The 22,496-nt window shown below is 62.5% G+C and carries 21 protein-coding genes; 9 read left to right on the forward strand and 12 right to left on the reverse strand.

Annotated elements, in window-relative coordinates; translation table 11 throughout:
• The first annotated feature begins 6 nt into the window (after positions 1 to 6).
• From tagH to AO268_RS20710, 6 genes are all read left to right on the forward strand, one after another.
• Positions 7 to 1,134: a type VI secretion system-associated FHA domain protein TagH gene (gene tagH / locus AO268_RS20685; protein WP_099169682.1), complete on the forward strand. Its 1,128-nt coding sequence runs from the start codon at positions 7 to 9 to the stop codon at positions 1,132 to 1,134.
• Between the two features lie 5 nt (positions 1,135 to 1,139).
• The gene (gene tssJ, locus AO268_RS20690) at positions 1,140 to 1,625 is read left to right on the forward strand and encodes a type VI secretion system lipoprotein TssJ (RefSeq protein ID WP_099169683.1); all 486 of its coding nucleotides are present in this window, start codon (positions 1,140 to 1,142) and stop codon (positions 1,623 to 1,625) included.
• 1 nt (position 1,626) lies between these two features.
• A complete protein-coding gene (tssK, locus tag AO268_RS20695) occupies positions 1,627 to 2,958 on the forward strand; it encodes a type VI secretion system baseplate subunit TssK (RefSeq protein WP_099169684.1) in 1,332 nt (443 codons plus the stop codon).
• Positions 2,959 to 2,962: 4 nt separating this feature from the next.
• Entirely contained in the window at positions 2,963 to 3,829 is an 867-nt protein-coding gene (gene icmH, locus AO268_RS20700) for a type IVB secretion system protein IcmH/DotU (RefSeq protein ID WP_176561399.1), read from the forward strand.
• 15 nt (positions 3,830 to 3,844) lie between these two features.
• On the forward strand, positions 3,845 to 7,252 hold the full coding sequence (tssM, locus tag AO268_RS20705; protein WP_099169685.1) for a type VI secretion system membrane subunit TssM: 3,408 nt from the start codon (positions 3,845 to 3,847) through the stop codon (positions 7,250 to 7,252).
• A 64-nt stretch (positions 7,253 to 7,316) separates the two neighbouring features.
• Positions 7,317 to 8,213, forward strand: coding sequence for a serine/threonine-protein kinase (locus AO268_RS20710; RefSeq protein WP_099169686.1), 897 nt, complete (start codon positions 7,317 to 7,319; stop codon positions 8,211 to 8,213).
• 42 nt (positions 8,214 to 8,255) lie between these two features.
• Here AO268_RS20710 and AO268_RS20715 read toward each other — a convergent pair whose 3' ends face one another.
• Entirely contained in the window at positions 8,256 to 8,483 is a 228-nt protein-coding gene (locus tag AO268_RS20715) for a hypothetical protein (protein ID WP_236309728.1), read from the reverse strand.
• A 419-nt stretch (positions 8,484 to 8,902) separates the two neighbouring features.
• On the opposite strand from AO268_RS20715, the gene AO268_RS20720 reads away from it, so the two are divergent.
• The 3 genes from AO268_RS20720 (at position 8,903) to AO268_RS20730 (ending at position 13,542) form a co-directional block, all read left to right on the forward strand.
• Positions 8,903 to 11,002 (forward strand): EAL domain-containing protein, encoded by a 2,100-nt coding sequence (locus tag AO268_RS20720; protein ID WP_099169687.1) that lies wholly within the window; start codon positions 8,903 to 8,905, stop codon positions 11,000 to 11,002.
• Between the two features lie 464 nt (positions 11,003 to 11,466).
• Positions 11,467 to 11,973: an alkane oxidation protein activator PraB gene (gene praB / locus AO268_RS33255; RefSeq protein ID WP_099169688.1), complete on the forward strand. Its 507-nt coding sequence runs from the start codon at positions 11,467 to 11,469 to the stop codon at positions 11,971 to 11,973.
• A gap of 129 nt (positions 11,974 to 12,102) precedes the next feature.
• Entirely contained in the window at positions 12,103 to 13,542 is a 1,440-nt protein-coding gene (locus AO268_RS20730; RefSeq protein WP_099169689.1) for an outer membrane protein transport protein, read from the forward strand.
• A gap of 42 nt (positions 13,543 to 13,584) precedes the next feature.
• Here the strand turns inward: AO268_RS20730 and AO268_RS20735 are convergent, their stop codons facing one another.
• From AO268_RS20735 to nirS, 11 genes are all read right to left on the reverse strand, one after another.
• Complete coding sequence (locus AO268_RS20735) at positions 13,585 to 15,045, reverse strand: cytochrome D1 domain-containing protein (protein WP_099169690.1); 1,461 nt, start codon at positions 15,043 to 15,045, stop codon at positions 13,585 to 13,587.
• A complete protein-coding gene (gene cobA / locus AO268_RS20740) occupies positions 15,042 to 15,875 on the reverse strand; it encodes a uroporphyrinogen-III C-methyltransferase (RefSeq protein ID WP_099169691.1) in 834 nt (277 codons plus the stop codon). The genes AO268_RS20735 and cobA overlap by 4 nt, the downstream gene beginning before the upstream one ends.
• 67 nt (positions 15,876 to 15,942) lie before the next feature.
• Positions 15,943 to 17,121: a heme d1 biosynthesis radical SAM protein NirJ gene (nirJ, locus tag AO268_RS20745; RefSeq protein ID WP_099169692.1), complete on the reverse strand. Its 1,179-nt coding sequence runs from the start codon at positions 17,119 to 17,121 to the stop codon at positions 15,943 to 15,945.
• A gap of 14 nt (positions 17,122 to 17,135) precedes the next feature.
• Positions 17,136 to 17,654: a siroheme decarboxylase subunit beta gene (ahbB, locus tag AO268_RS20750; RefSeq protein WP_099169693.1), complete on the reverse strand. Its 519-nt coding sequence runs from the start codon at positions 17,652 to 17,654 to the stop codon at positions 17,136 to 17,138.
• Positions 17,629 to 18,072: an Lrp/AsnC family transcriptional regulator gene (locus tag AO268_RS20755; RefSeq protein WP_099169694.1), complete on the reverse strand. Its 444-nt coding sequence runs from the start codon at positions 18,070 to 18,072 to the stop codon at positions 17,629 to 17,631. Before AO268_RS20755 ends, ahbB (AO268_RS20750) begins: the two co-directional genes overlap by 26 nt.
• Positions 18,065 to 18,580, reverse strand: coding sequence for a siroheme decarboxylase subunit beta (gene ahbB, locus AO268_RS20760; protein WP_076963277.1), 516 nt, complete (start codon positions 18,578 to 18,580; stop codon positions 18,065 to 18,067). The genes AO268_RS20755 and ahbB (AO268_RS20760) overlap by 8 nt, the downstream gene beginning before the upstream one ends.
• The gene (locus AO268_RS20765) at positions 18,577 to 19,035 is read right to left on the reverse strand and encodes an Lrp/AsnC family transcriptional regulator (protein ID WP_076963276.1); all 459 of its coding nucleotides are present in this window, start codon (positions 19,033 to 19,035) and stop codon (positions 18,577 to 18,579) included. The genes ahbB (AO268_RS20760) and AO268_RS20765 overlap by 4 nt, the downstream gene beginning before the upstream one ends.
• 1 nt (position 19,036) lies before the next feature.
• Positions 19,037 to 20,209, reverse strand: coding sequence for a cytochrome D1 domain-containing protein (locus AO268_RS20770; protein ID WP_099169695.1), 1,173 nt, complete (start codon positions 20,207 to 20,209; stop codon positions 19,037 to 19,039).
• Positions 20,206 to 20,532, reverse strand: coding sequence for a c-type cytochrome (locus AO268_RS20775; RefSeq protein WP_090412681.1), 327 nt, complete (start codon positions 20,530 to 20,532; stop codon positions 20,206 to 20,208). The genes AO268_RS20770 and AO268_RS20775 overlap by 4 nt, the downstream gene beginning before the upstream one ends.
• Positions 20,533 to 20,548: 16 nt before the next feature.
• On the reverse strand, positions 20,549 to 20,863 hold the full coding sequence (locus AO268_RS20780) for a c-type cytochrome (protein WP_099169696.1): 315 nt from the start codon (positions 20,861 to 20,863) through the stop codon (positions 20,549 to 20,551).
• A gap of 24 nt (positions 20,864 to 20,887) precedes the next feature.
• Positions 20,888 to 22,456, reverse strand: a complete 1,569-nt coding sequence (gene nirS, locus AO268_RS20785; RefSeq protein ID WP_257154423.1) for a nitrite reductase — start codon at positions 22,454 to 22,456, stop codon at positions 20,888 to 20,890.
• Positions 22,457 to 22,496: the final 40 nt, after the last annotated feature.

Consider the following 22,496-nt stretch of genomic DNA (forward strand, 5'->3'; position numbering starts at 1 on the left):
CCCTGTATGCAGTTGGTATTTGAGGTCTGTGGCAATGGGCAAGACATGCCCGGCTCGACCCGCAGCAAAATCTTTGATGGCGCTGGAGGGGTGATCGGCCGTGGTGCCGATTGCGATTGGGTGATTCCCGATCCCAGTCGCCAACTGTCCAATCATCATGCCTTGGTCAGCTTTCGTGACGATCAGTACTTTCTGACTGACATCAGCACTAATGGCATTCGCCTGGGAGACGGCACCGTGCGCTTGCGCAAGGGCCAGGCCCGGCCGATCAGCCAAGGCATGGTGTTGCGGATGGGGCCGTTTGATCTGCGCACGCAGTTGCTGGAGGCCGCTGACACGTCGAATCATCACGACAACCTGATCCCCGATGACGCGTTCCTGCAGTTGGATCCTGTGCGTGCCCTGGATGACCAACAGGCCCGGCCACTACCGGAACCGAGCTGCGCGCCCTCGAACTGGGCGGACACCAGTACGGTGGAACGTCACCATGTGCCTGTGCCGACCCTGGTCGAGCCTGCTGTGCAGGTGTCTGCGCTTGTAGAAACTACCCCGCCAGCCCATGACCATGGGCTGTTCTGGGAGGCGTTTGCCCAGGCGCTGGGCGTGTGCCTGGACCCTCTCGACGAGCCTGGGCGGCAAGCGCTGGCCATCAAGGTCGCGGGCTTGCTCAAGCAGGCAATCGAAGGGCTGCAACAGAACCTGCACACCCATGCAGAGCTGAAAAGTGCGCTGGGCGCCTCGCTCGGTCATACGCCAGCCCGCGACCTGGGGCCGTTGAGCGAGGGGGGTCAAGCGCTGGAGGCCATGTTGCAGGGGGCTGGCGAACTGACGATTACCCAGGCATATCGCGATTTACAGGTGCACCAGGTTGCACTGCTCGCCGGCTGTCGGGCGGCCATGCGCGGCGCCCTGGCGGCATTTGCACCTGGCCAGTTGCTGGTCCGTTTTGAACAGCAGGGCAACACCCCGCGAATCCCCACCAGCGGTGCTTATTGGCGGGCCTATCTGCGCCATTATCAACGCCTGGTCGAGGACGACGATTGGGAAGAGCGCCTACTGAACGAAGACTTTGCCAACGCCTACAGGGAACAGGTGCGCCTGGTTTCCACCCTTCATAGCCCTTGTTCTGGATGAGCCCCATGCCACGCGCCACCTCTGTTCTGTTATTGGCTGTGATGGGGCTGTTGCCCGGTTGCAGCAACCTGTCTCCCTATTCGACGCTGACCAAGCTGGACCTGACGCTGACCGCCAGCGATCGGGTCAACCCGGATGTGAATGGCCGGCCGTCACCGATCGTGGTGCGCCTGCTGGAACTCAGAAACCCCGTGGCCTTCGAGAATGCCGATTTCTTCAGCCTGTATGGGCGTGCCGAAAACACCTTGCCCAAGGACCTGGTCAGCAGCGAAGAGTGGGAATTACGCCCTGGCGAGCAGGTCGCGCTGAAGCTCCGTGCAACGCCAGGCAGCCGTTACCTCGGCGTGCTGGCGGCCTACCGGGATTTGCCCCAGGCACGATGGCGCCATGTGGTGCCGCTGGCCGTCGAGTCGCGGACCCAGGTCGATCTGCTGCTCGACGAAGCCGGCGTGCGTGCAACGGCTTTGCAGACCGCCAAGGCAGGTGACTGACATGCTGATCGATAAAGTGATCTGGCAGGAGGGCATGTTGTTGCGCCCTCAGCATCTGCAGCACAACGACCGCTACTACCACCAGCAACTGGCCCGCCGCAGTCAATTGGCACAGGGCTATGCCTGGGGCTTCCTGACGTTGGAAATCGACCCGCAATACCTCGATATGGGCAAGGTAGTGGTCAGCCAGGCCAGTGGTGTACTGCCTGACGGCACCCTGTTTGAACTGCGTGAGCCGGCCTCGCCGCTGGTACTGGAAATCCCTGCCAATAGCGGCAGCCAGGCGGTGTACCTGGCTTTGCCGATGGTCGCCGGCAATGCTGTCGAGGTGCGCCAGCCGGCGCAGGCTGACGTCGTGGCACGCTATACCGCGTACGAAGCCGAAGTGGGAGACGCCAATGCCGGCGAAGACACGCGCTGTACCATCACCTGCGCCCGCCCGGACTTCCGCTTGCTGCTTGGCGATGATCCTGGGGGGCAGACCTGCGTCAAACTCAAGGTCGCACAGGTCCAGGATTGCAGCGCCCAAGGCGTTGTTGCGCTTGATAGCGTGTTCTCCCCGACGTTCATGCACCTGCACGGCTCGCCGTTTTTGTTGTCTTGCCTCAAGGAGGTGATCAGCCTGTTGGCGTTTCGCGGTGACGCGATTGCCGAACGCTTGCAGGATGCTGGCCAGGCGGCCGGTGCGCAGATGGGGGATTTCCTGATGCTGCAGTTGATCAACCGGACCGAGTTGATCCTGCGTCACGACCTGGACCAGGCCCGCCTGGGCCCTGACCAGTTGTACCAGGCCCTGCTTGGGTTGTTGGGGGAGCTTTCGACATTTTCCAGCGAGACCAAGCGCGCCTGTTTTGAAGGGCACTACCGGCATAGCGACCAGGGGGCGAGCTTTCGTGACCTGATGGCGGCCATTCGTTCGGTCCTGTCGATGGTGCTGGAGCAACACGCCATTGAACTGGTATTGCAGCCCCGTCAATACGGTGTGCTGGTGTGCCCGGTCAATGACCTGAACCTGCTGGGCTCTGCCACCTTCATTTTGGCCGCCAGTGCCCGCGGCGATTCGGAGGCACTGCGCCTGCGGCTGCCGGCGCACCTCAAGGTCGGGCCGGTGGAGCGGATTCGCGAGTTGGTCAACCTGCACCTGGCAGGTATTAGCGTCAAACCGTTGCCCGTGGCGCCACGGCAGATTCCGTTCCATGCCAGCAAAACCTATTTCATGCTCGAACTCAGTGCCCGTGACCTGGAGCAGTTGGAGCATTCAGGCGGATTCGCCTTCCATGTCAGCGGCGAGTTTGCCGATCTTGAATTGAAATTCTGGGCTATCAGGAACTGAATCTATGACGATGGACAAGGCATACCCACAGGATGACAAGACGGTCCTGCTGGATCGGCATGGATTCGGCCCGGCGCAGGGCGCCATGACCGATTTCGAGACGCCACCGCGCTTTGAACAGCTTGAAGACCGGATGATCCATGCTGCCCATTTGCAGGGCGCGCAGCCCTTCAGGCTTGGCCTCAACCCCTTGGTGACGGCGGCCTGGGACCTGTTGTCGGAGGTGGTCCGGCTCAAGGGCGGCTCGGCCCGTGAAGGCCTGCACTCGCTCAATGACCGACTGTCCTCGGGCATCACGCTTTTTGAACAGCGGGCCCGCCACGACGCAATCCCCGACAGCCAGATTATGGCGGCCCGCTACGTGTTGTGCAGCGTCATTGACGAGGCCGTGGGCACCACGGCGTGGGGGCGCCAGAGCGACTGGTCGCAAATGAGCCTGTTGAGCAGCTTCCACAACGAAACCTTTGGTGGCGAAAAATTTTTTGAGCTGCTGGAGCGACTGTCCAGGGACCCGTTCAAGCACCTGGCGATGCTGGAGTTGATGTACCTGTGCCTGGCACTGGGCTTTGAAGGTAAGTACCGGGTGATGGAACGCGGGTTGCTGCAGTTGGAGGGCATTCGTGACGCCTTGTACCGGCAGATCATCCATGTGCGTGGGGACGCGCCGCCGGCCACGGATCCCCGGCCACCGTCCAGCCGCAAGCCGGGGCCGGCGCTGCGTATTGTTCCGGCCACCTGGGTCTGGGTATTTGTCGGGGTGGGCCTGGGCATGATGTATGCGGGGTTCGCCTGGGTGCTTGGGGAGCAACGCGAGAGCGTGCTCCAACCCTATCTTCAGACCACCCCAGACATCACCCGGACACCGAAGTAACGCAGGGAGCGAATCATGAAACCTCTATTCAAAACGCTGGTTGCGGCCCTGGCGCTGACCTGGGTCTGGAGCCTGCTGCTGGTGCTGTTACTGGCCTGGGCCGTGTGGTGGTTCGGGCCGCTCCTGGCGGTCGACGACAAACGTTTCTGGCTCGGTGCGACTTCGCGCTTACTGACCATCAGTGGCTTGTTCCTGGCCTGGGGCCTGTTGATGGTCTTCGTCAATCGGCGTAACCCTGGGCAACTGCCTGGCGATGATGGCGGCCCGGAGCAGGCACCGCCAAAACAGCGCAAGGGGTTGGTCGAGCATGAGCAGAACAACGTGCGTGGCCGCTTCAAGGAGGCGCTGCAAGCCCTCAAGACATCGCGCCGCTATGGCAAGCGCAGCGAACGCTGGCGCAGTGAGTTGCCCTGGCACCTGGTGATGGGATGCAGCGCCAGTGGCAAGACCCGTCTGTTGCAGGCCGGCGGGCTACAACTGCCATTGGACCGCACGGATGCCGGCGACCCACACGCAGCTGGCGGCATACGTCATTGCGAGTGGTATTTTGCCGAGGAAGGGGTACTGGTCGAAACCCCGGCGCGCTACCTGGCGCACACCGACAGTGAGGTCGACAGCAGTGGCTGGGCGACGCTGTTGAACCTGTTGAAAGCCCGTCGCCGTGCGCGCCCGCTCAGCGGCGTACTGCTGACAGTTTCGGTGGACACCTTGCTCAATGGCAGCGAGCAGGCACTGAGCGTTATGGCGCGCCAGTTCAACAGTCGCCTTCACGACCTGCAGCAGACCTTACATGTGCAGTTGCCGGTCTACCTGGTACTGACGCAGGCGGATCATTTGCCCGGGTTTGTCGAGTTCTTCGAGCGAACGGAGGGCCAGGCCAGTGATGGCCTGTTGGGCGAGCACATCGTACCTGGCCAGGCGGGAACCGATGTTGGCGAAGTGCGCCAGGCCTTTGAAGCCTTGCTGCAGCGTTTGAGTGGGGAATTGATACAACGCCTGCATCTGGAGCGCAGTGGTGAGCGCCGGGGGCGTATGTTGGATTTCCCCCGGCAGGTGGCGCTGATCGGGGAGCGGTTGTGCCTGTTTATTGAACTGGCGTTTTCTGCCCATCGTTACCAGCGCGTCAACGCCTTGCGCGGTTTTTACCTGACCAGCTCCGGCAGTGAGTCGGGCGCCGGGCAAAGCCGTCCACGGTTTATCCAGGGGCTGTTCAGCCGGGTGGTGTTCGGTGAGGTCGACCTGGCCGGCCTGGACCACCGGGAACGGGTGCGCATCCGTCGGCGTCAGCGCGGCTTGGCGCTGGCGGCCTTACTGGTACTCGGCGCCGCAGGTTCACTGTGGATGTACAGCTATTCGCAGAACCATCAACGCCTGGAGCAACTGCGTGAATTGGCACGCACGCCTGTCCGTGGCCACGCTGCAGCAGACCAGACCCTGGCGATCGTGCCGCTCCTGGATAGCCGACTGGCAGCCACCCAGGTTTTTGCGTCACCGCAGGGCGCGGGTTGGATGCCGTTCACGGGTTTGTATCAAGGCGACAGGAGCCGCCCGGTGCTGGACACGGCCTACCAACAGGCATTGCTACAACACTTGATGGCCCGGGTCCGCGAGCTGTTGGGGCAGCAGGTGCGCAGCAGCTTGCACGACCGCCAGCAGCTACTCCTCAGCCTGCGCGCCTACCTGATGCTCAACCTGCCAGAGCGCCGGGACAAGCAATGGTTGGCGGATCGGGTCGCCGAATTGTGGTCGTTGCGTTACCCCACAGACCCGTCGCTGCAGAAGCGTTTGAACCTACATTTTGCCCAATTGCTCGAACAGCCCTTTGCAATGCCGCTCGACGAAACGCTGGTCGCCCAGGCTCGCCAGGTGTTGAAAGCACAGCCCCTGGCTGGCGTGGTCTACCGTCTGCTGCGTGAGCAGGGCAGCGAGCTTGAGCCCTATCGTTTCACTCAACACCTGGACCCGCAGGAGCAAGTGTTCACCGGCATCGACCAGGCCATTCCGGGCTTTTTCACCCAGCGGGGCTACCGTCAGTTCTTTGCGGTGCAGGGTAGCCGGATGGTCGATAGCATCGTGCGCGACAACTGGGTGCTGGGGGAGGGCACGGAACTCAATGCCCTGGGCCTGCGCCAACTGCTGGTCGAACTGGAGCAATGCTATTTCAGTGACTATGCCCAGGCCTGGAGTGCCGCATTGGCCCAGGTGCGTTTACAGGACAGTGAGACGTCGCGGCAAATGGCCGAGCAACTGGCGAGCCTGACCTCACCCCGTTCGCCGTTATTGCAGTTATTGCAGCAAATCAGGGAAAACACCCGTTTCTCAAGCCCTGTCGAGCGCCTGGACGCACTCCAGCCGGATTCGCCAGTGGCCCAGGCCGCCTTGGACAATGCCACGCAACGGCTGCCCGACACCGCACAGCGCGCTTTGCAGCGTCGGTTTGAAGCCCTGCATCAATTGCTCGATGAACAGGACAACCCAGGGCCTGAGTTGTCGCAGGTGCTGCAAACCCTCAACCCGTTGCAACTGCAATTGGCCGCCCTTGGCCGGGATAACCAGCCTGACCGGGCGGCCTTTGAGATGGTCAAGCGGCGCATGCAGGGGCAACGGGACGCCCTGGGTAACCTGCGCAATGCCACGGAGCGCCTGCCGACGCCCCTCAACGGCTGGTTGGCGGGCGTAGCGGATGACAGTTGGCGCCTGGTGCTCGACGCGGCCTACCGGCACCTGAACCGGCGCTATCAGAGTGAGGTGTATGGGTTCTATTCCTCGGCGATCAAGCAGCGCTATCCGTTCAGCGCCCATGCCAGTAGCGATGTCGCGCTCAATGATTTTCGCGAGTTCTTCAAGCCGCAAGGGTTGATGGCGCGGTTCCTTGACGATGACCTGCGGCCCTTTGTCATCGGCGATGGCAACCGTTATCGGTTGCGCAGCCTGGATGGCCGCAGCCTGCCGATGTCACGGGCGTTGCTGGACCAACTGGCCAAGGCTCGCACCATACGCGAGGCGTTCTTTGCCGATGATCCGGGGGAGCCGGGGGTGCGCTTCACCCTGGCGCCCTACAGCCTGGACCCCACGGTCAGTCGGGCGATCCTGCGGTTCGGCGACCAGCAGATGGAATACCGCCATGGGCCGATTGTACCGATGCTGTTCCAGTGGCCCACCGATGTCGAGGGCGGCCGTAGCAGCCTGGTGCTCGAAGGCATGGCGCAACAGCCATTGGGCATTGAAAAAAACACCGGGCCATGGTCGCTGTTCCGCCTGTTCGATTTGCTGCAGGGCGAACCCTTGAATGGGCGTGATGCGCGCTTGCTCAAGGCCGATATCGGCGGCCTGCGCGCCCACTACCTGTTGACCAGCCAGCGGACGCCGAACCCGTTCGAGATGGCGGCGTGGCGGACCTTCCGCATACCGGAGCAACTATGAGCCCACGGCAAGATACCTGTCGCAACGCCGGGCGTACGGCGCCAATCACGGCGGCCCGACGCTGATGGAACAGCTCCCCCAGTCCTGCGATCCGCCCCCGGGGCCGCCACTGCCGGCGTTATTGGCTGGGCGCTATCGTCTTGAACGGGTGCTCGGGGTGGGCGGCATGGGGGTTGTCTATCGCGCCCGTGACTTGCTGCATGAGCAATTCGGTGAACCGAGGTCCCAGGTGGCCCTCAAGGTTCTCGGCGAGCACCTGGCCCCGTCACAGGACGCTCACCTGTTGCTCTACAGCGAGTTTTCCCTGACCCGCTACCTGCGGCACGAGCGTGTGGTGCGAGTGTTTTCATTTGAGGTGGATACCACGGGCGAAGTGGCATTCTTCACCATGGAGTTGATGAGCGGCATGACCCTGGACCAGTTGCTGCTCAACTGCCCGCGCGGGGTGCCTTGGCAGGCATTGCGCCCTATTGCCTTGGGGCTGCTGGAAGCGTTGGGTTATATCCATCGGCAAGGTGTATTGCACGGCGATGTGAAGCCCGGCAATGTGATGTTGGGCGCTGACGGGGTGCGCCTGTTTGACTTTGGCCTTGCCCAAGCGCTCGGGCCGCCGCTGTCCGAGCTGCCGGCCTTGAGTCCACAGCGTTTCACGGCCTGGACACCGGCCTATGCCGCACCGGAACTGCTGGAGGGCGCGCCGCTGTCAGCCAGTTCGGAGGTGTATGGCGCAGCATGCCTGTTGTATGACCTGGCACTGGGTGGGCGTGCGGCGCAAGGGGCGGGCCCGAGGCCGCGACTGGCGCCCCCTCGGCAACTGCCCCGGCGTTGCTGGCCAGCGTTGCGGGTGGCGCTCAGTGTCGACCCGCAGCGCCGAACCATCACCGCTGACGAATTGCAGGCGGCCATGCAGTGTGAACATTCGGTGGTGGGTCGTTGGTTCGCGGATCGTGCCGTTAGATGACGGGGTGATCAGCGGCAGCGTCAGTTCCCAGGCAAACAGATTCTAGGACGACGCTTGTTCGTAGCGGCTTTTGCGCCGGGCGCGTTTACGCAGCCGATTGGCCGTCCACTGTTGCAGTGGGTCCAGCAGGAAAAAGAACAGGTAGGCGGCGAGTACCAGGGTCAAGTCGATCCAGGTCTTGCTGATAGGCCCTTCCACGGCTTCGACGCCAGCCTTGATCAAAAACAGTACGGCGACCCCGCACAACCACAGCACTACGGTGAAAACCAAAGGTCGCGCGCGATTTGAAAACCTGCCTTGCATGTTCAATCCATCTCCCTGAGAACGCTGGGTCAGTCGGTGTACCGACCCCCATGGGTGTAAAAGTGGTCTGCGGATCGAGTCATTCGATACCGGCCTGTGGGTCGACAGACCCGTACAGCTCATGACCTGTCTGCGGTGCAGTTGGTTCCGAAAACCTGCGGCACCCGCGTGGGCGGCAAGGCCCTGAAGGGCAGTATTGTTTCAAAAAGCCTGGAACATTACACCCTCATCTGCATGCCTGCTGACGCCCAGGGGCAACGCCTCGACGCCAAATGTGGCAAACCCCTTTCATTGGCGGGGCCTGGGCGTGTAGCGTTAAGCCCTCGTCGCAGGCTCCGGTTGAGGGGGGGCCCCCGGTGTGACGGCCCGCGGGCAAGGAGACAATCATGGCGCAAACGCTGTTCAAGCTCTTCTTTACCCAACGCCTGGCCGCCCTGGCGAGCACGGAGTCGCTGCGAGCCATCCGTGAAGGCCTGTTATGGATCTTGCCGTGCCTGCTGGTCTCGGCAGGGTTCCTGCTGTTATCCGAATGCGCCCGGATCCTGGGGTTTTCATCGCCAATGGTGGCATTCCTGGCGGGCCTGCATGCCAAGATCAGTTCTGTGATCCCGCTGCTGGTGGCGGCTTCCATCGGCTATATGCTGGCGGTCCAGCACCGATTGCCACAGTTGCCGGTGGCGTTCCTGTGCCTGATGTACGTGGTCATTGCCACCTTTGTCCTGCGTGACTATCCACGTGCGGCGGCGACCTTCATCCTGTTTATTGCCATTGCCTCGCCGCTGATCAATGTGCCAGCGATTGCCTGGTTGCATCGCTACCGCTGGACCCGCCTGGTCAACGAGGACCTGGTGGGGCACAACCTCAAGGGCACCATCAATATGGTGGTGCCGGGGGCAATCACGGCATTGCTGCTGGTGGTGACGTTGTCGTTGCTGTTGCAGGTGCCCCCGGTGGCGCAATTCCAGGGCCCACAGATGCTCGAGGCGCTGCAGTCGCCCTATGGCAGTGGCCTGTTTGTCACGGCGATCAATTCGCTGCTGTGGTTTTTTGGTATTCATGGGGTGTATGCGCTCCAGCCGCTGTTTGATGCATTGGACCAGGCGGTGGTGCTCAACGGCATGGCGCAGGCGGCGGGGGAGCCTATCCGCTACGTGCTCAATGGCGGCCTGCTGGGCAGCTTTGCCTTTATTGGCGGGGCCGGCGGTTCCCTGTGCCTGCTGCTGGCGATTCTGCTGTTTTCCAAGAGCCAGTCCATGCGCCTGCTGGCTATGGCCAGCCTGCCGCTGTCGCTGTTGAATGTCAGTGAAGTGTTGCTGTTCGGCTTGCCGATCATCCTCAACCCGCGCTTGTTTATCCCTTTTTTGGCGGTCCCGGCGCTCAACACCCTGCTGGCGTTGTTTGCGGTGCAGGCCGGCTGGGTCTCGCCAGCGGTGGCCAGCGTGCCGTTTACCGCGCCGGTGCTGCTCAATGCCTACCTGAGTACCCAGGGCGACCTGGCGGCGGTGGCCCTGCAACTGCTGTTGCTGGGGGTCGGGACCTTGGTCTATGCGCCCTACGTCTGGGCGATCCACCAGCAGGCGGTGGAGGGCGGCACCGTTTACCTCAAGTCATTCGACATGACCTTTCGCGGGCTCGAAGAAAAAGGACGCCTGCAGGAGTTGGACCCGGTGCTGACCTCTCACCGGGCCTTGGCACGGCAGGCCCGTGAATTGAGCCGGATCCAGCAGATCAGCGACTACGAGTTCTACCTGGAGTACCAGCCCCAGGTGTCCTCCCTGACCGGCTTGTGCACGGGCTGCGAAGCGCTGATGCGGGCCCGGGATAGCCAGGGCAAGGTGCACTCGCCCTGGGAGTTCCTCCAGTGGCTGGCCCAGGCCCGGTTGATGCCGGATGTGGACTTGTGGGTGGCCTCCCAGGCGGTGCGTCAGTACCAGCAGTGGCAGAAAACCGGTTTTGCGCTGCCGATCACCATCAATGTCTCCAGCGCCACCCTGACGACCCCGGCGTATGGCCGGCAATTGGTGGACATCCTGTCCCAGGCCAACGGCCAGGTGTCGGTGGAGATCACCGAGGATGCCCTGGTGGGGGATATCCAGGTGACCCGGCAGATGATCGAAAAACTGCAGGCCATTGGGGCCAAGGTTTATATCGACGACTTCGGTACGGGCTTTTCCGCGCTGAGTTACCTGCACCAGTTCCCGGTGGATTTCATCAAGATCGACCGCAGTTTTGTGGTGGCCCAGCAAGACCCCAAGGGCGCGCAGGTCTTGACCGGCATGCTGCGCTTTTGTGAAGCGCTGAACCTGGGGGTGGTGGTGGAAGGGGTGGAAACCGCCGAGCAATTGGCCTTTCTCCAATCGGGCGGGGGCCATGGGGGGGCAGAGCTGATTATCCAGGGTTGGTATTTCAGTCAAGCGCTGCCCGGCGATGCACTCCAGCGTTTCGTTCTGGAGCGGGCGCTCAAGGCGAATGGGGCCGGTATGTAGCCTCTTTTACCCGTCTCTCAATGGCAACGTAGGACTTCTCGCAAATGGAAAATGCCCTCTGGCGCGGGGGCTTTTTTCATGTAGATTATTTAATACGAGTTATGAAAAATCTTTTTGAAAATATATTCATCATAGTGTGATTGACGCTTCTTCTTTTGCTCCTGGCAGGATATTTAATCGAACTTTTAAATGTTTATTTGGGAGTTAAACCGATGGCTGCGCTGCGCTTTTTTATTGGCTATGGCTTCCCTATATAAGTCAGATAGTTCGCGATGCTTTAAATCTATTCGAGCCTGTAGTTGCAAGAAACTGTTGGCTTAAAAGTTATCCAGATAAATGCACTCTATTGTGCAGTTGATTGAATTGAAGTTTGGCTTGAAAGAGCGGGCTACGGTTTAACCGTGACTTCTCGATCATGGCCATTACCCCGGCGAAATAACTCGCCATCCATGTGAGGAAAAATAATGAAAAGCTTGAAAAACCTTATCTCGCTGTCTGCTTTTGCTATTTGCCTGGGCGCCGCCTCGATGGCCAGTGCTGTGACCGTTGCCCCAGCGGGCGCCGCGTTCAGCACCCCGGCGGGGGCCATTTCGGTTTCCTCGCCGGCCTCATTTGGTGTTCCGGTGTCCTGCACCATCAACTTCTCCGGCTCGGTTGCCTCCAATGGGGCTTCCGCGACGATTACAAACGCTACCGTCAGTGGCAGCAACCCTTTATGCGGCCTGCCTACTATGTTGGGCTTGCCTTGGACCCTGACCCCAACCGGTACCGGCTCAAACGTGTTTGCCGGGACCGTGTCGGGTGTCAACTTCAATATTTTGGGTAATTGCGCAAGTTCGCCTACCACGATTGCGGTGACGTTCAATAACTCCACCAACACGCTGAGCATTCCTTCGACGCAGACCGTTGGCAAGTGCAAGATCAGCGCACTTAACGTGAAGCCAACCCCGGCCTTCACGGTTTCTCCATAAGTCTCACCCGATACGGAATGTTATGAGCATCCGTTGAAAAAGACAGGTGCCTTTTATAGGCACCTGTTGCTGTCGTTCATATCGAGATCGTCAGCCATGGGTGAATAACAATAAATAGGAGTCGCGTGCATGAGTCATAAGAAACAACCGATCCAAGTATTGCTCGGCCTGATACTGTTAGGGGGGCTTATGGTCGCAGGGTCTATCCAGGCGGGCGGCTTTTTGACACCCACTTATGGCGCTTCAGGATGGGGGCGCGCATTTGGCGGAGGCTCGCTGTTCCAGAACGATCCATCGGCAGCCTATAACAACCCGGCGGCCATGGCGTTCATTGATAAACCCCTCTCGCAGTTCACCATCACCTACGCCAATATCGACATCAAATACAGCGGCGCTGCCTATGACTACGCAGGCAATCCCGGCTCCAGCATCGTCTACGATCCCGATACCGACCTCACGACCTCGACCCTGCGCACCGGTAACGGTGGCCAGGGCGGGTTCGAGGCCTGGGCCCCGACCGGCTTTATGGTGGTCCCGATCAACGAGCGCTTTGCCTTTGGCCTGAGCCAGGTGGTGCCCATGGGCGCCCGTACGACCTGGGACGAGGACTGGAAAGGCCGCGACTTTGCGGTAGACACCAAAATCGAAACCGTGGGCTTGACCGGCTCGCTGTCGTTCAAGGTCAATGACCAGTTTGCCGTGGGCGGTGGTGCCATTGTTCAGCACACCAAAGGCTTTGTGAGCCAGAACGTCGATCTGTATGCCGCCGCCGCACAGTCGCCAGACCTGGGCTATCTGCCGTTTCCGGCAGGCCAGGGCCACGCCTTGATACGCGTCAAGGTCGACAACACCTCCCTGGGCTGGTTTGCGGGAACGACCTGGAAGCCCACGTCACAAGACACCCTGGGCCTCAACTATCACGCCAAAATCAAGAACCGACTGGAGGGGCAATACAACATTTACGCCGACCCCCTGTCGACCGACCTGATGACTCTCCCCGTGTCGGATGGCAAAACCCTGGTCGAACTGGCGTATCCCGGCCTGCGTCTCTACCCCGGTGGCGCCAATGCCTCTGCTCAGTTGGACATTCCCGCCCATGCCTCCCTGGACTGGGTCCACCAGTTTTCTGAGCGCCTGACCCTGGGGGCCAGCGCCACCTGGATCCAGTGGTCATCGTTCAAGGCGCTGACCTTGAAGTCCGATGGCAGCACCCTTGTGTCGATCCCGTACAACTACAGGAACAGCTGGATGTATGCCTTCGGTGGCGACTACAAGCTTACCGACGACTTTACCGTGCGCACCGGGCTGGCCTTTGACCAGACGCCGACCCGTAACGCGACCCGCGACCCACGTATCCCGGATGGTGATCGGATCTTTGCCTCCCTGGGCTTTAGCTACAACATCCGGGCCATTGCGGGCTTGAGTATCGACGGTGCTTATTCGCGGCAGTTTGTGCAGACGGTGAAACTCAAGAGCAAGAACGTTGACCGCCTCGGCGCGGCCTCGCTGGATGGCAAGTCCGAGGCCAAGGGCGAAGTGGTCAGCGTGTCGGCCACTTACGCCTTTTGACCAGCCACGGGGCCCCTGGCAGGAGCCGGCCGGGCTCCTGCATCAATGGGAAGTCCCTTCGGCAAACTCGATCTTGTTGCCCACGTTGTACTTGCCCGAAGGTTTGTTCATGGGCAGACGCTTGACCTCCTGCAACGTCTGGCTGTCATACACAATCAACGCGCCCTCGCGGTCCCAGATGCTCAACAGCAGATAACGCCCATCCTGGGTGAATTCCACATGCGCTGCGGTCTTGCCCGGCATGGGCCGCAGGGTATGGGCGATTTCCAGGGTCTGCTTGTCGATCAAGTGAATGGCATCATTGCCCGGCGCAAAAAACACATCACTCCACACATAGCGCGAGTGGCTGTGGCTGCGCATAAAGAACCCCGGTCCAAGGGTGGGAATCTCCTTGATCAGCTTCCAGGTCTTGAGGTCCAGCACCGAGATCTGCCCCTTGCTGATATTCGGCGTGGCAAACACCCACTGCCCGTTGCGTTGCCAGTAAGTCCCCGAGCCCAGGTGCGGCATGCCCGACAGCGCGATATCGGTGACCACTTTGCCGCTATCGAGGTCGATCACTTGCCCGCCACCGGCCTTGCGCGAGGTGGCGAGCAGTTGCCGGTAGTCGGGGGAAAAGGAAAAGTCATCGAGTACATCCTGGGCCTGGATGCGCCGGGGCTCGAAGTTCGGGGTAGGGGCTGCGTAGGACAACTCCCAGACCTCATTCACATCCTTGAGGGCGACGATAAAACTGTTGCGCGGCGGCGCGGTGTACACCGCGCTGACCCGCGAATGCGTCGGCAGGGTCTTGACCAGCGACAGGTCGCGCGCGTCCAGCACCACCAGGTTGCCTGGCAGGTAATTGCCCACCAGCACCCAGCGCCCGTCCTTGCTCACCGCCAGGTTGCGGGTATTGAGGCCGGCGCGGACCTCGGCGATCAGCTTGAGGTTGTGCAGGTCATACAGGCTGATCCAGCCATCGCGTGAGGCGAAGTACACAAAGCGCCCGTCCGGGGAGAACTTCGGCCCGCCATGCACGGCAAAGTGCGAGGCAAAACGGTCGAGCACTTCAAAGCGGTCGCCGTCGAGAATAGTGATGTGATGATCGCCGGACTCCACCACCACAAACAGGTTCAGCGGGTCGGCGTGGTGCTGCGGGGTGCTCGGCAGTTGGCTGAGGTCGGCCAATTGGCGATGGCTGCTACGGATATCCTGTTCGTTCCAGGTCGCGGGCGTGGCGGGCGGCTGTTGCAGAAAACTCACCAGGGCGTCGATCTGTTGCGCCGTCAGCAGCGGGGCGAATGCCGCCATCTGGCTGGCCGGGCGGCCATGTTCGATCACTTGGCGTATCTCGGCCGGCTTGATTCGCCCCAGGCTCTCGGGCAACAACGCCGGGCCGCTGCTGCCGACCCGGTTGACGCCATGGCAGCTCTGGCAGTGCTGCTGGTAATCGGCGGCGGCATCGGTTGCACCATGGGCGGCGCTGGCCCAGAGCAGCGGCACCAGCCACAGGCGTTTCATACCGCCACCCTGGACACCGCCAGGTGCGCGGGCGCGAGGCTGGCGGGGTAGTGCAGGGCGGCGTCGGCAAACAGGTCGACCACCTGCCCGATCACCGTCAAGGTCGGCACGCCGGGTTCGCACATCAATGCCAGGGCCGGTAGCAGGCGCAGGGTGCCGCGATGTACCTGCTGGTCGGCGCGGGCACCGTTGCAGATCAGCGCCGCCGGTGTATCAGCGGGCAGGCCGGCGCCGATCAGGCGCTCGGCGATCATCGCCAGGTTCGACAGGCCCATGTAGAACACCAGGGTCTGGCTGCTGTCGGCGAGGCTGTCCCAGGGCAACTTCAATTCGCCGTCGCGCTGCAAATGCCCGGTGACGAAGCGGCACGAGTTGACCAGGTCACGGTGGGTCAGCGGGATGCCCGCGTAGGCGCTGCAGCCGGAGGCCGCCGTGATGCCGGGCACCACCTGGCACGACACACCTTGGGCCAGCAGGTATTCCAGCTCTTCGGCACCGCGACCAAACACGAACGGGTCGCCCCCCTTGAGCCGCACCACTCGCTGGCCCTGCTGGGCCAGTTCGGCCAGCAGCTCGTTGATCTGTTCCTGGGGCAGGCTGTGATAGCCGCTGGCCTTGCCCACGTAATGCCGGGCACAGGTCAGTGGGATCAGGGTCAGCAGTTCGGCGCTGATCAGGCGGTCGAACACCACCGCATCGGCCTGCATCAAAAGGCTCCAGGCGCGCAGGGTGAGCAGGCGCGGGTCACCGGGGCCGGCGCCGACCAGGGCGACTTCGCCGGGGTGGAAGGGGCTGTGCAGCACGGAGGGTAACGCGTGGGATGAGTGCATGAGACTTCCTTGGTTCATCATCAGGTTGGCGGCCCCCGGTTGTGTCACCAGGTGGCCGGCCGGTGGTTCAGCGTGCCGAGCAAGGAATCAGGGTGGGTGGCGTTCGGGCGATTTCCGCGTCGCTGAGGTAGCAACCGGGGTCCGGGCCCCAGAGGTCGCCACCGGCCCAGGCGCGGGTACGCGTGTTGCCGTTGCAGATGCCCAGCCAGCGGCACTCGGTGCAACGGCCACCGATCTGGCGTGGGTATTGGCGCAGGCGCAGCAGCAACGGGTCGGGGCGCTCCAGCCAGATCTCGCGAAACGAGGTATGGCGCACATTGCCCACCGAGTGTTGCCACCAGTACGTGTCCGGGTGCACTTCGCCGGTGTTGTCGATATTGGCGATGCCGCTGCCCGAGGCATTGCCACCCCAGGCGTGCAGCAGGTGTTCGAGTTGCGGGTAGTGTTCCGGCAAGTGTTGGTGCACCCATTGCAGCAACAGCACGGCGTCGGCGTCGTTGTTGCCGCTGACAAAATCGCTGGCCACCCCGTTCTGGATGTCCTCCCAGGCCTGCTGGAAAATCATCAGCATGGCCTCGCGGCTCATCTGCTGGTGCGCATCCAGTTGCCGGCTGCGTTTGCCGCGCCCGCTGTAGTTGAGGTGCGAGAGGTAGAACTTCTGCACATCGTATTCACGCATCAAGGCCAGCAATTGCGGGAGTTGCGCGTGGTTTTCCTGGGTCAGGGTGGTGCGCAGGCCCACGCGGATACCGGCCTGGCGGCACAGGCTGATGGCATGCATCGAGCGCTCGAAACTGCCCTCGCTCTGGCGGAACGCATCATGGGTGGCCTTCAAGCCATCAATGCTGATACCCACATAGTCAAAACGCGCCTCGGCGATCTGCTGGATATTGCCTTCATCGATCAGCGTGCCATTGCTCGACAGGGCGACAAAAAAGCCCTTGGCGCGGGCATAGGCGCTGAGCTGGAACAGGTCCTCGCGCAGCAAGGGCTCGCCGCCCGAGAGGATCAACACCTTGACTCCGGCCTCGTGCAGGTCATCGATCACCTTCAGTGCCGCCTCGGTGTCCAGCTCATCGCGGAACACGCTGTCGGCGCTGGTGGCATAGCAGTGCTTGCAGGTCAGGTTACAGCGGCGCAACAGGTTCCAGATCACCACCGGCGCGCGCGGGCTGCCGGGTTTGGCGCTGCGTGGAGGCGGGCATTGGCCGGCCAGGGTGCGCAGGTAATGACTGATCCTAAGCATAAGAGGTTCCTTCTTCAGCGCGCACGTGCAGGAGCGAGGGGAGAGCTCAGGCGCAAACCGGTTTTTTTCAGGATGCGACTGCTCACCAGCATCTCGTCCGCCCGGCTGGCATCGCCCAGCAGGAAGCGCAGGTGTTCGCGGTAACTGTCGATTTCTTCGCGGCTGCGACCATGGACCATGGCGAACAGGTTGTACGGCCAATCCGCGCGCCGGGGGCGGCGGTAGCAGTGGCTGACAAAGGGTTGGGCGCCGATCAGCTCGCCCAGACGCGGCATCTGTTCGTCGCACACATCCCACACGGTCATGCCGTTGTGGCGGTAGCCCAGGCGATAGTGATTGGGCACGGCAGCGATCCGGCGGATCGCGCCTTCACCCTGCAAGCGCTTGAGCAGGTCGAGGGTGGATTCGACGCTGATGCCCAATTGCTCGGCGAGCCAGGTCCAGGGGTCTTCCACCAGGGGCAGGCCGGTTTCGGTCAAATGGATCAGGCGCTGGGCCAGGGTTTCGTCAAACCGGGAAGTACAGACCGACATGGTAGGTGTGCTCCTTGGGCAGGTTAAGCACCTCAAGCCCGGTGATGGCGTGGATGTGTGACAGGGTCTGGTCGAGGTCGTCGCAGGTGCCGCAGGCCAGCACAAACCACATGTTCCAGGGATGCTCGCGGCGGTAGTTGTGGGCCACTTGCGGCAGGTCGTTGAGTTGCGCCGCGACCTGTTCAAAGCGGGCTTCGGGCACCGCCAGGGCGGCCAGGGTGAACGCGCCGCCCAGGCGCTCGATATCGAACATCGGCCCGAAGCGCGTCAGCACGCCGTCTTCGAGCAGCAGGTGCAGGCGGTCGAGCAGTTCGTCGGGCGTGCTGTGCAGCTCTGCGGCCACCGCCTGCCATGGGTGGCGCACCAGGGGGAGGCCCCGTTGCAGGCGGTTGATCAGTTGCCGGTCGAGTTCATCCATGGGCCCATACCTGTGACGGCGGCGGTGCGAAACGCCCGCCGCATTGCTTGAACATGCGCGTGCTGAACAGCAGGTGGTGGGGCAGGTCACTGAGCAGATGCTGTTGCAGCAGCTCTTCGACCTGCGCCTGTACCGCTTCGCGCTCACGGCCATGGACCATGCAGAACAGGTTGTAGCGCCAGTGCGGCAAACGCCGTGGCCGCTGGTAGCACAGGGTGATGCCCGGCGCGTGGCCCAGGCGCTGGCCAACTTCATCGATCAGCGCATCGGGCACATCCAGCACCAGCATCGCATTGGCCACATAGCCCAGGGCGCGATGGTTGAGCACCAGGCCGACCCGACGGAACAGGCCCTGCTCCTGCCACTGTTGCATCTGTTGCAGCACTTGCAGGTGATGGGCGCCGATCTGCTCGGCGAGGTTTTCATAGGGCCGCGAAACGCGCGGCAGCCCGCGCTCCAGGCACTGGCGCAGGTCAAGCAATTGTTCATGGTTCAGCGGGGCGATCACGGATGGACTCCCAGGGCAAAACCCAGGTCGATGCGATAAGAGGTGAGCATGGGCAGGTCCAGGGGGATCAGGCCGGTGTCCTTTTCCAGCTCCTCCAGAATCTGTTCCAAATGACGGCGATTGGGCCCGGTCAGTACAAACCACAAGTTGTAGTGATGCTCGCGGGCGTAGTTGTGATTGACCTCGGGGTAGCGGCTGATGCGCGCCGCCACCTGCTCCAGGCGCTCGGCGGGCACCGCCAGGGCGGCCAGGGTACTGGCGCCGGCGCGGCTGTGATCGAACACCGGCCCGACCCGCGACAGCGCGCCCGCCAGTTCCAGGCGTTGCAGGCAGGCCAGCAGCTCGCGTTCGCTGCAACCTAAGGTCTGGGCCATTTCCAGGTAGGGCTCGGCACACAGCGGCATGCCGTGTTGATAGCGGTCGATCAGGCGTGCGGTCAGTTCATCCAGTTCCATCTCAGTACCCCATTTTTTGCGCGCGGCTGCTGAAGAAGATGCCGCTGGGGCTGTCGGCCGGCAGGGTCTTGAGCAAGGTCAAACGATAAGGATCCCAGACCTGCACCTGCTGGCCGTCGCGAACCGACAGCCACAGCTGCTCACCGCGCCCGGTGAATTCCATGTGCAGCACACCGGGGCCGGGGCGCAGGTCCGCGACCACCTGGTGGGTTTGAGTGTCGAGTACCTGCACCCGGTCGTTGTCCGGGTAGGCGAAGTTGACCCACAACTGGCGCCCGTCGGGCCGTGCGGTGACAAAAATCGGCTGGCCGGCCACGGCGATGGCAGCGGTCTGTTGCCAGGTGCGCGCGTCCATCACCAGCACCTGGTGGCGGCCCACGGCGGGCACGAAGGCCTGGTTGCTGGCCACGGCCCAGCCTTCCAGGTGCGGCATCTTGTACACCGGCAGTTTTGCCTGGCCGCGGCCGTAGTCGGCGAGCACGCGCTTGACCCCCAGCTCGGGGTGCCATAGGTCGAGCTGGGCCATGCCGTCCTCGCCAAACAACCCGGCCATGTAGTAACGGCCATCGGCGGTGATCAGCGCGTCATAGGGTTGGCGGCCAATGCCGGTGAAGCGGGTGATGGCCGGGGTGTTGCCCTGGCTGAAATCGGCGCTCCAGATCTCGTCGGTATCGAACAGGCTGAACACAAAGCGTTGCCCCGGCGCATCCACCAGGCCCACCACCCGCGAGCGCTTGCCATCGGCCAGGGGCGTGGCCGGGATATCGGCGACCTGTTGCAAGGTCGCGGCGTCGAACACCTTGACGCCGCCGGGCTGGTAGTTGGACACGGCAATCAGACGCCCATCCTGGCTGATCGCACCGCCGATGCTGTTGCCGCCCTGGATCAGGCGTTTGTCGATGCGCTGGGTCAGCAGATCGACCTTGGTCAGCCCGCCGTCACGGCCAAACAGGTAGGCGTAGCGCTGGTCCCGGGAAAATACCGCCGAGGCATGGGACAGGTCGCCCAGCCCCTCGACCCGGGCCAGGCGGGCCTGGTTGCTGCTGTCGATAATCAGCAGGCTGCCGCTGGCGCGTTCTATCACCAGGCCCAGGTCGCCGCTGCCGCGCAACGGTGGCTGGACACAAGCGGTGAGCAACAGGCCGGCAACGCAGGCAAGCAGGGGACGGATCATGGTGCGGGGGTTCCTTGCAGGAGGCGATCGACCAGCCAGGCAATATCGCCGGCATCGAGCAACGGCGCCCAGCCAGGCATCGCCAGGGCAGGGCGGCCATAGGTCACGGTGGCAATCAGGGTGTCGCGGGTTTGCCCGGCCAGGGCTTGCGGGGTCAGGGCCGGGCCCAGGCCGCCGGTCAGGTGCAGGCCGTGACAGGCGCCACAGTCCTGGGTCAACAGGTGTTCCAGCTGGACCTGGCGCGCTGGCGCCGGTGCTCCGTGCACCGGCGCGGGAATGAGGAAGAGCAGCGCCATGGCCGAACCGATCATCGAGACTTGCATGGCGTGCTCCTTGTGCTTATTTCAGGCTCAACACCCATTGGGCGAGGGTCAGGGCTTCGGCATCGGTGACTGGGTTTGGCGGCATCGGGATCGGCCCCCAGTTACCCTGGGTGCCGTTCTTGATATGGCCGGCCAGGGTCTTGTCAGCGTCCTTGACCCCGGCGTTCTTCGCCGCGACGTCCTTGAGCGCCGGCCCCACCATCTTGCTGTCGATGGTGTGGCAGGCCGCGCAGGGTTTGCTCTTGAACAGCGCCGCGCCATCGTCGGCGACAGCGGTGGGCAGGCTCAGTGCCGCGCCCAGGGCCACGAGTGCAAGCAGGATATTTTTCATTGGGTTACCTCTTGTTGATGAAGCTCAATAAATGTCGAATTGGGTGTTGTAGACATTGAACTTGCCGGTCGGGGTAATCAGGCGCTTATCTTTGATCACGTTCTTGAGCTTGAGGGTCTTGTCATCGACCACCACCAGCGCCGACTCCTCTTCCTGGCCGTTCCACACCGAGAACCACACTTCATCGCCCGCCTTGTTGTATTCCGGCTGCACCACGCGCAGGGCGCCTTGCTTGATGCCCGACCACTGGGCAATCGGCAGCACGGTGTAGCCGGCGTCGAGCTTGTCGATATTGAACACGGCCACCGACTGGCTGAGCTTGGTGTCGGGGTTGAGGGTGGTGTCGACGTACAGGTGCCGCGAGTTGGGGTGGGTCTTGATAAACAGCGAGCCACCGCCCTGGCCATTGAGCGAGGTCACCTTCTTCCAGGCGTACTGCGGGTGCTTGACCGGGTCGGTGCCGATCACCGAAACCCCACCGTCCCCCAAGTGGCTGGTGGCCCATACCGGACCGTATTGCGGGTGCACAAAGTTGGCGCCACGGCCAGGGTGCGGGGTCTTGCCCACATCCACCAGGGCGGTGAGCTTGCGCTCCTTGGAGTCGATCACCGCGACCTTGTTGGAGTTGTTCGCCGCCGTCATGAAGTAGCGGTGGGTGCTGTCCCAACCACCGTCATGCAGGAACGGCGCGGCGTCGATGGTGGTGATGGTGAGGTTCTTGATGTCCTGGTAATTGACCAGCATCACCTTGCCGGTTTCCTTGACGTTGACGATGAACTCCGGCCATTCGTGGGAGGCGATGATCGCCGCCACACGCGGCTCGGGGTGGTACTCCTGCTTGTCCACGGTCATGCCACGGGTCGAGACGATCTGCTTGGGCTCCAGGGTCTCGCCGTCCATGATGGTGAACTGCGGCGGCCAGTAGGAACCGGCAATCGCGTACTTGTCTTCATAGCCCTTGAACTTGGAGGTCTCCACCGAGCGGGCCTCGATGCCCACCTTGATCTCGGCGACTTTGGTCGGTTCGGCGGGCCACAGGTCGATCATGTCGATCTTGGCGTCACGGCCGATCACCAGCAGGTAGCGGCCCGAGGCGGAAATCCGCGAGATATGCACGGCGTAACCGGTGTCGATCAGCTTGACGATTTTCTTGCTGTCGCCGTCGATCAGGGCGATTTTGCCGTCGTCACGCAGGGTCACGGAGAACAGGTTTTCCAGGTTCAGCGTGTTGAGTTGCTTCTTCGGACGGTCTTCGGGTTTGACCAGCACCTTCCAGGTCTTGAGCGTCTCGGCCATGCCCCATTCCGGTGGCGTCGGCGCGGTGTGCTGGATGAAGGTGGCCATGCTGGTGATCTGCGCCTTGGTCAGCGCATTGGAGGTGCCCCAGTTCGGCATGCCGGCGGGGGAGCCGTAGGTGATCAAGGCTTCCAGGTACGCCTGGCCCCGGGCCTGGGTGATGTCCGGGGTCAGCGGCTTGCCGGTGGCGCCTTTGCGCAACACCCCGTGGCAGCCGGCGCAGCGCTCGAAGTAAATCTGCTTCGAGGCATCGAACTCGGCCTGGCTCAAATCGGGAGCGCCGGGGCTTTGGACCATGGCCGCCGCCGGCGCGGGAGCCGCGGCGAAGGCCTGTGTT

It is taken from the genome of Pseudomonas sp. ICMP 8385 (assembly GCF_002699915.1).
Classification (GTDB): domain Bacteria; phylum Pseudomonadota; class Gammaproteobacteria; order Pseudomonadales; family Pseudomonadaceae; genus Aquipseudomonas; species Aquipseudomonas gessardii.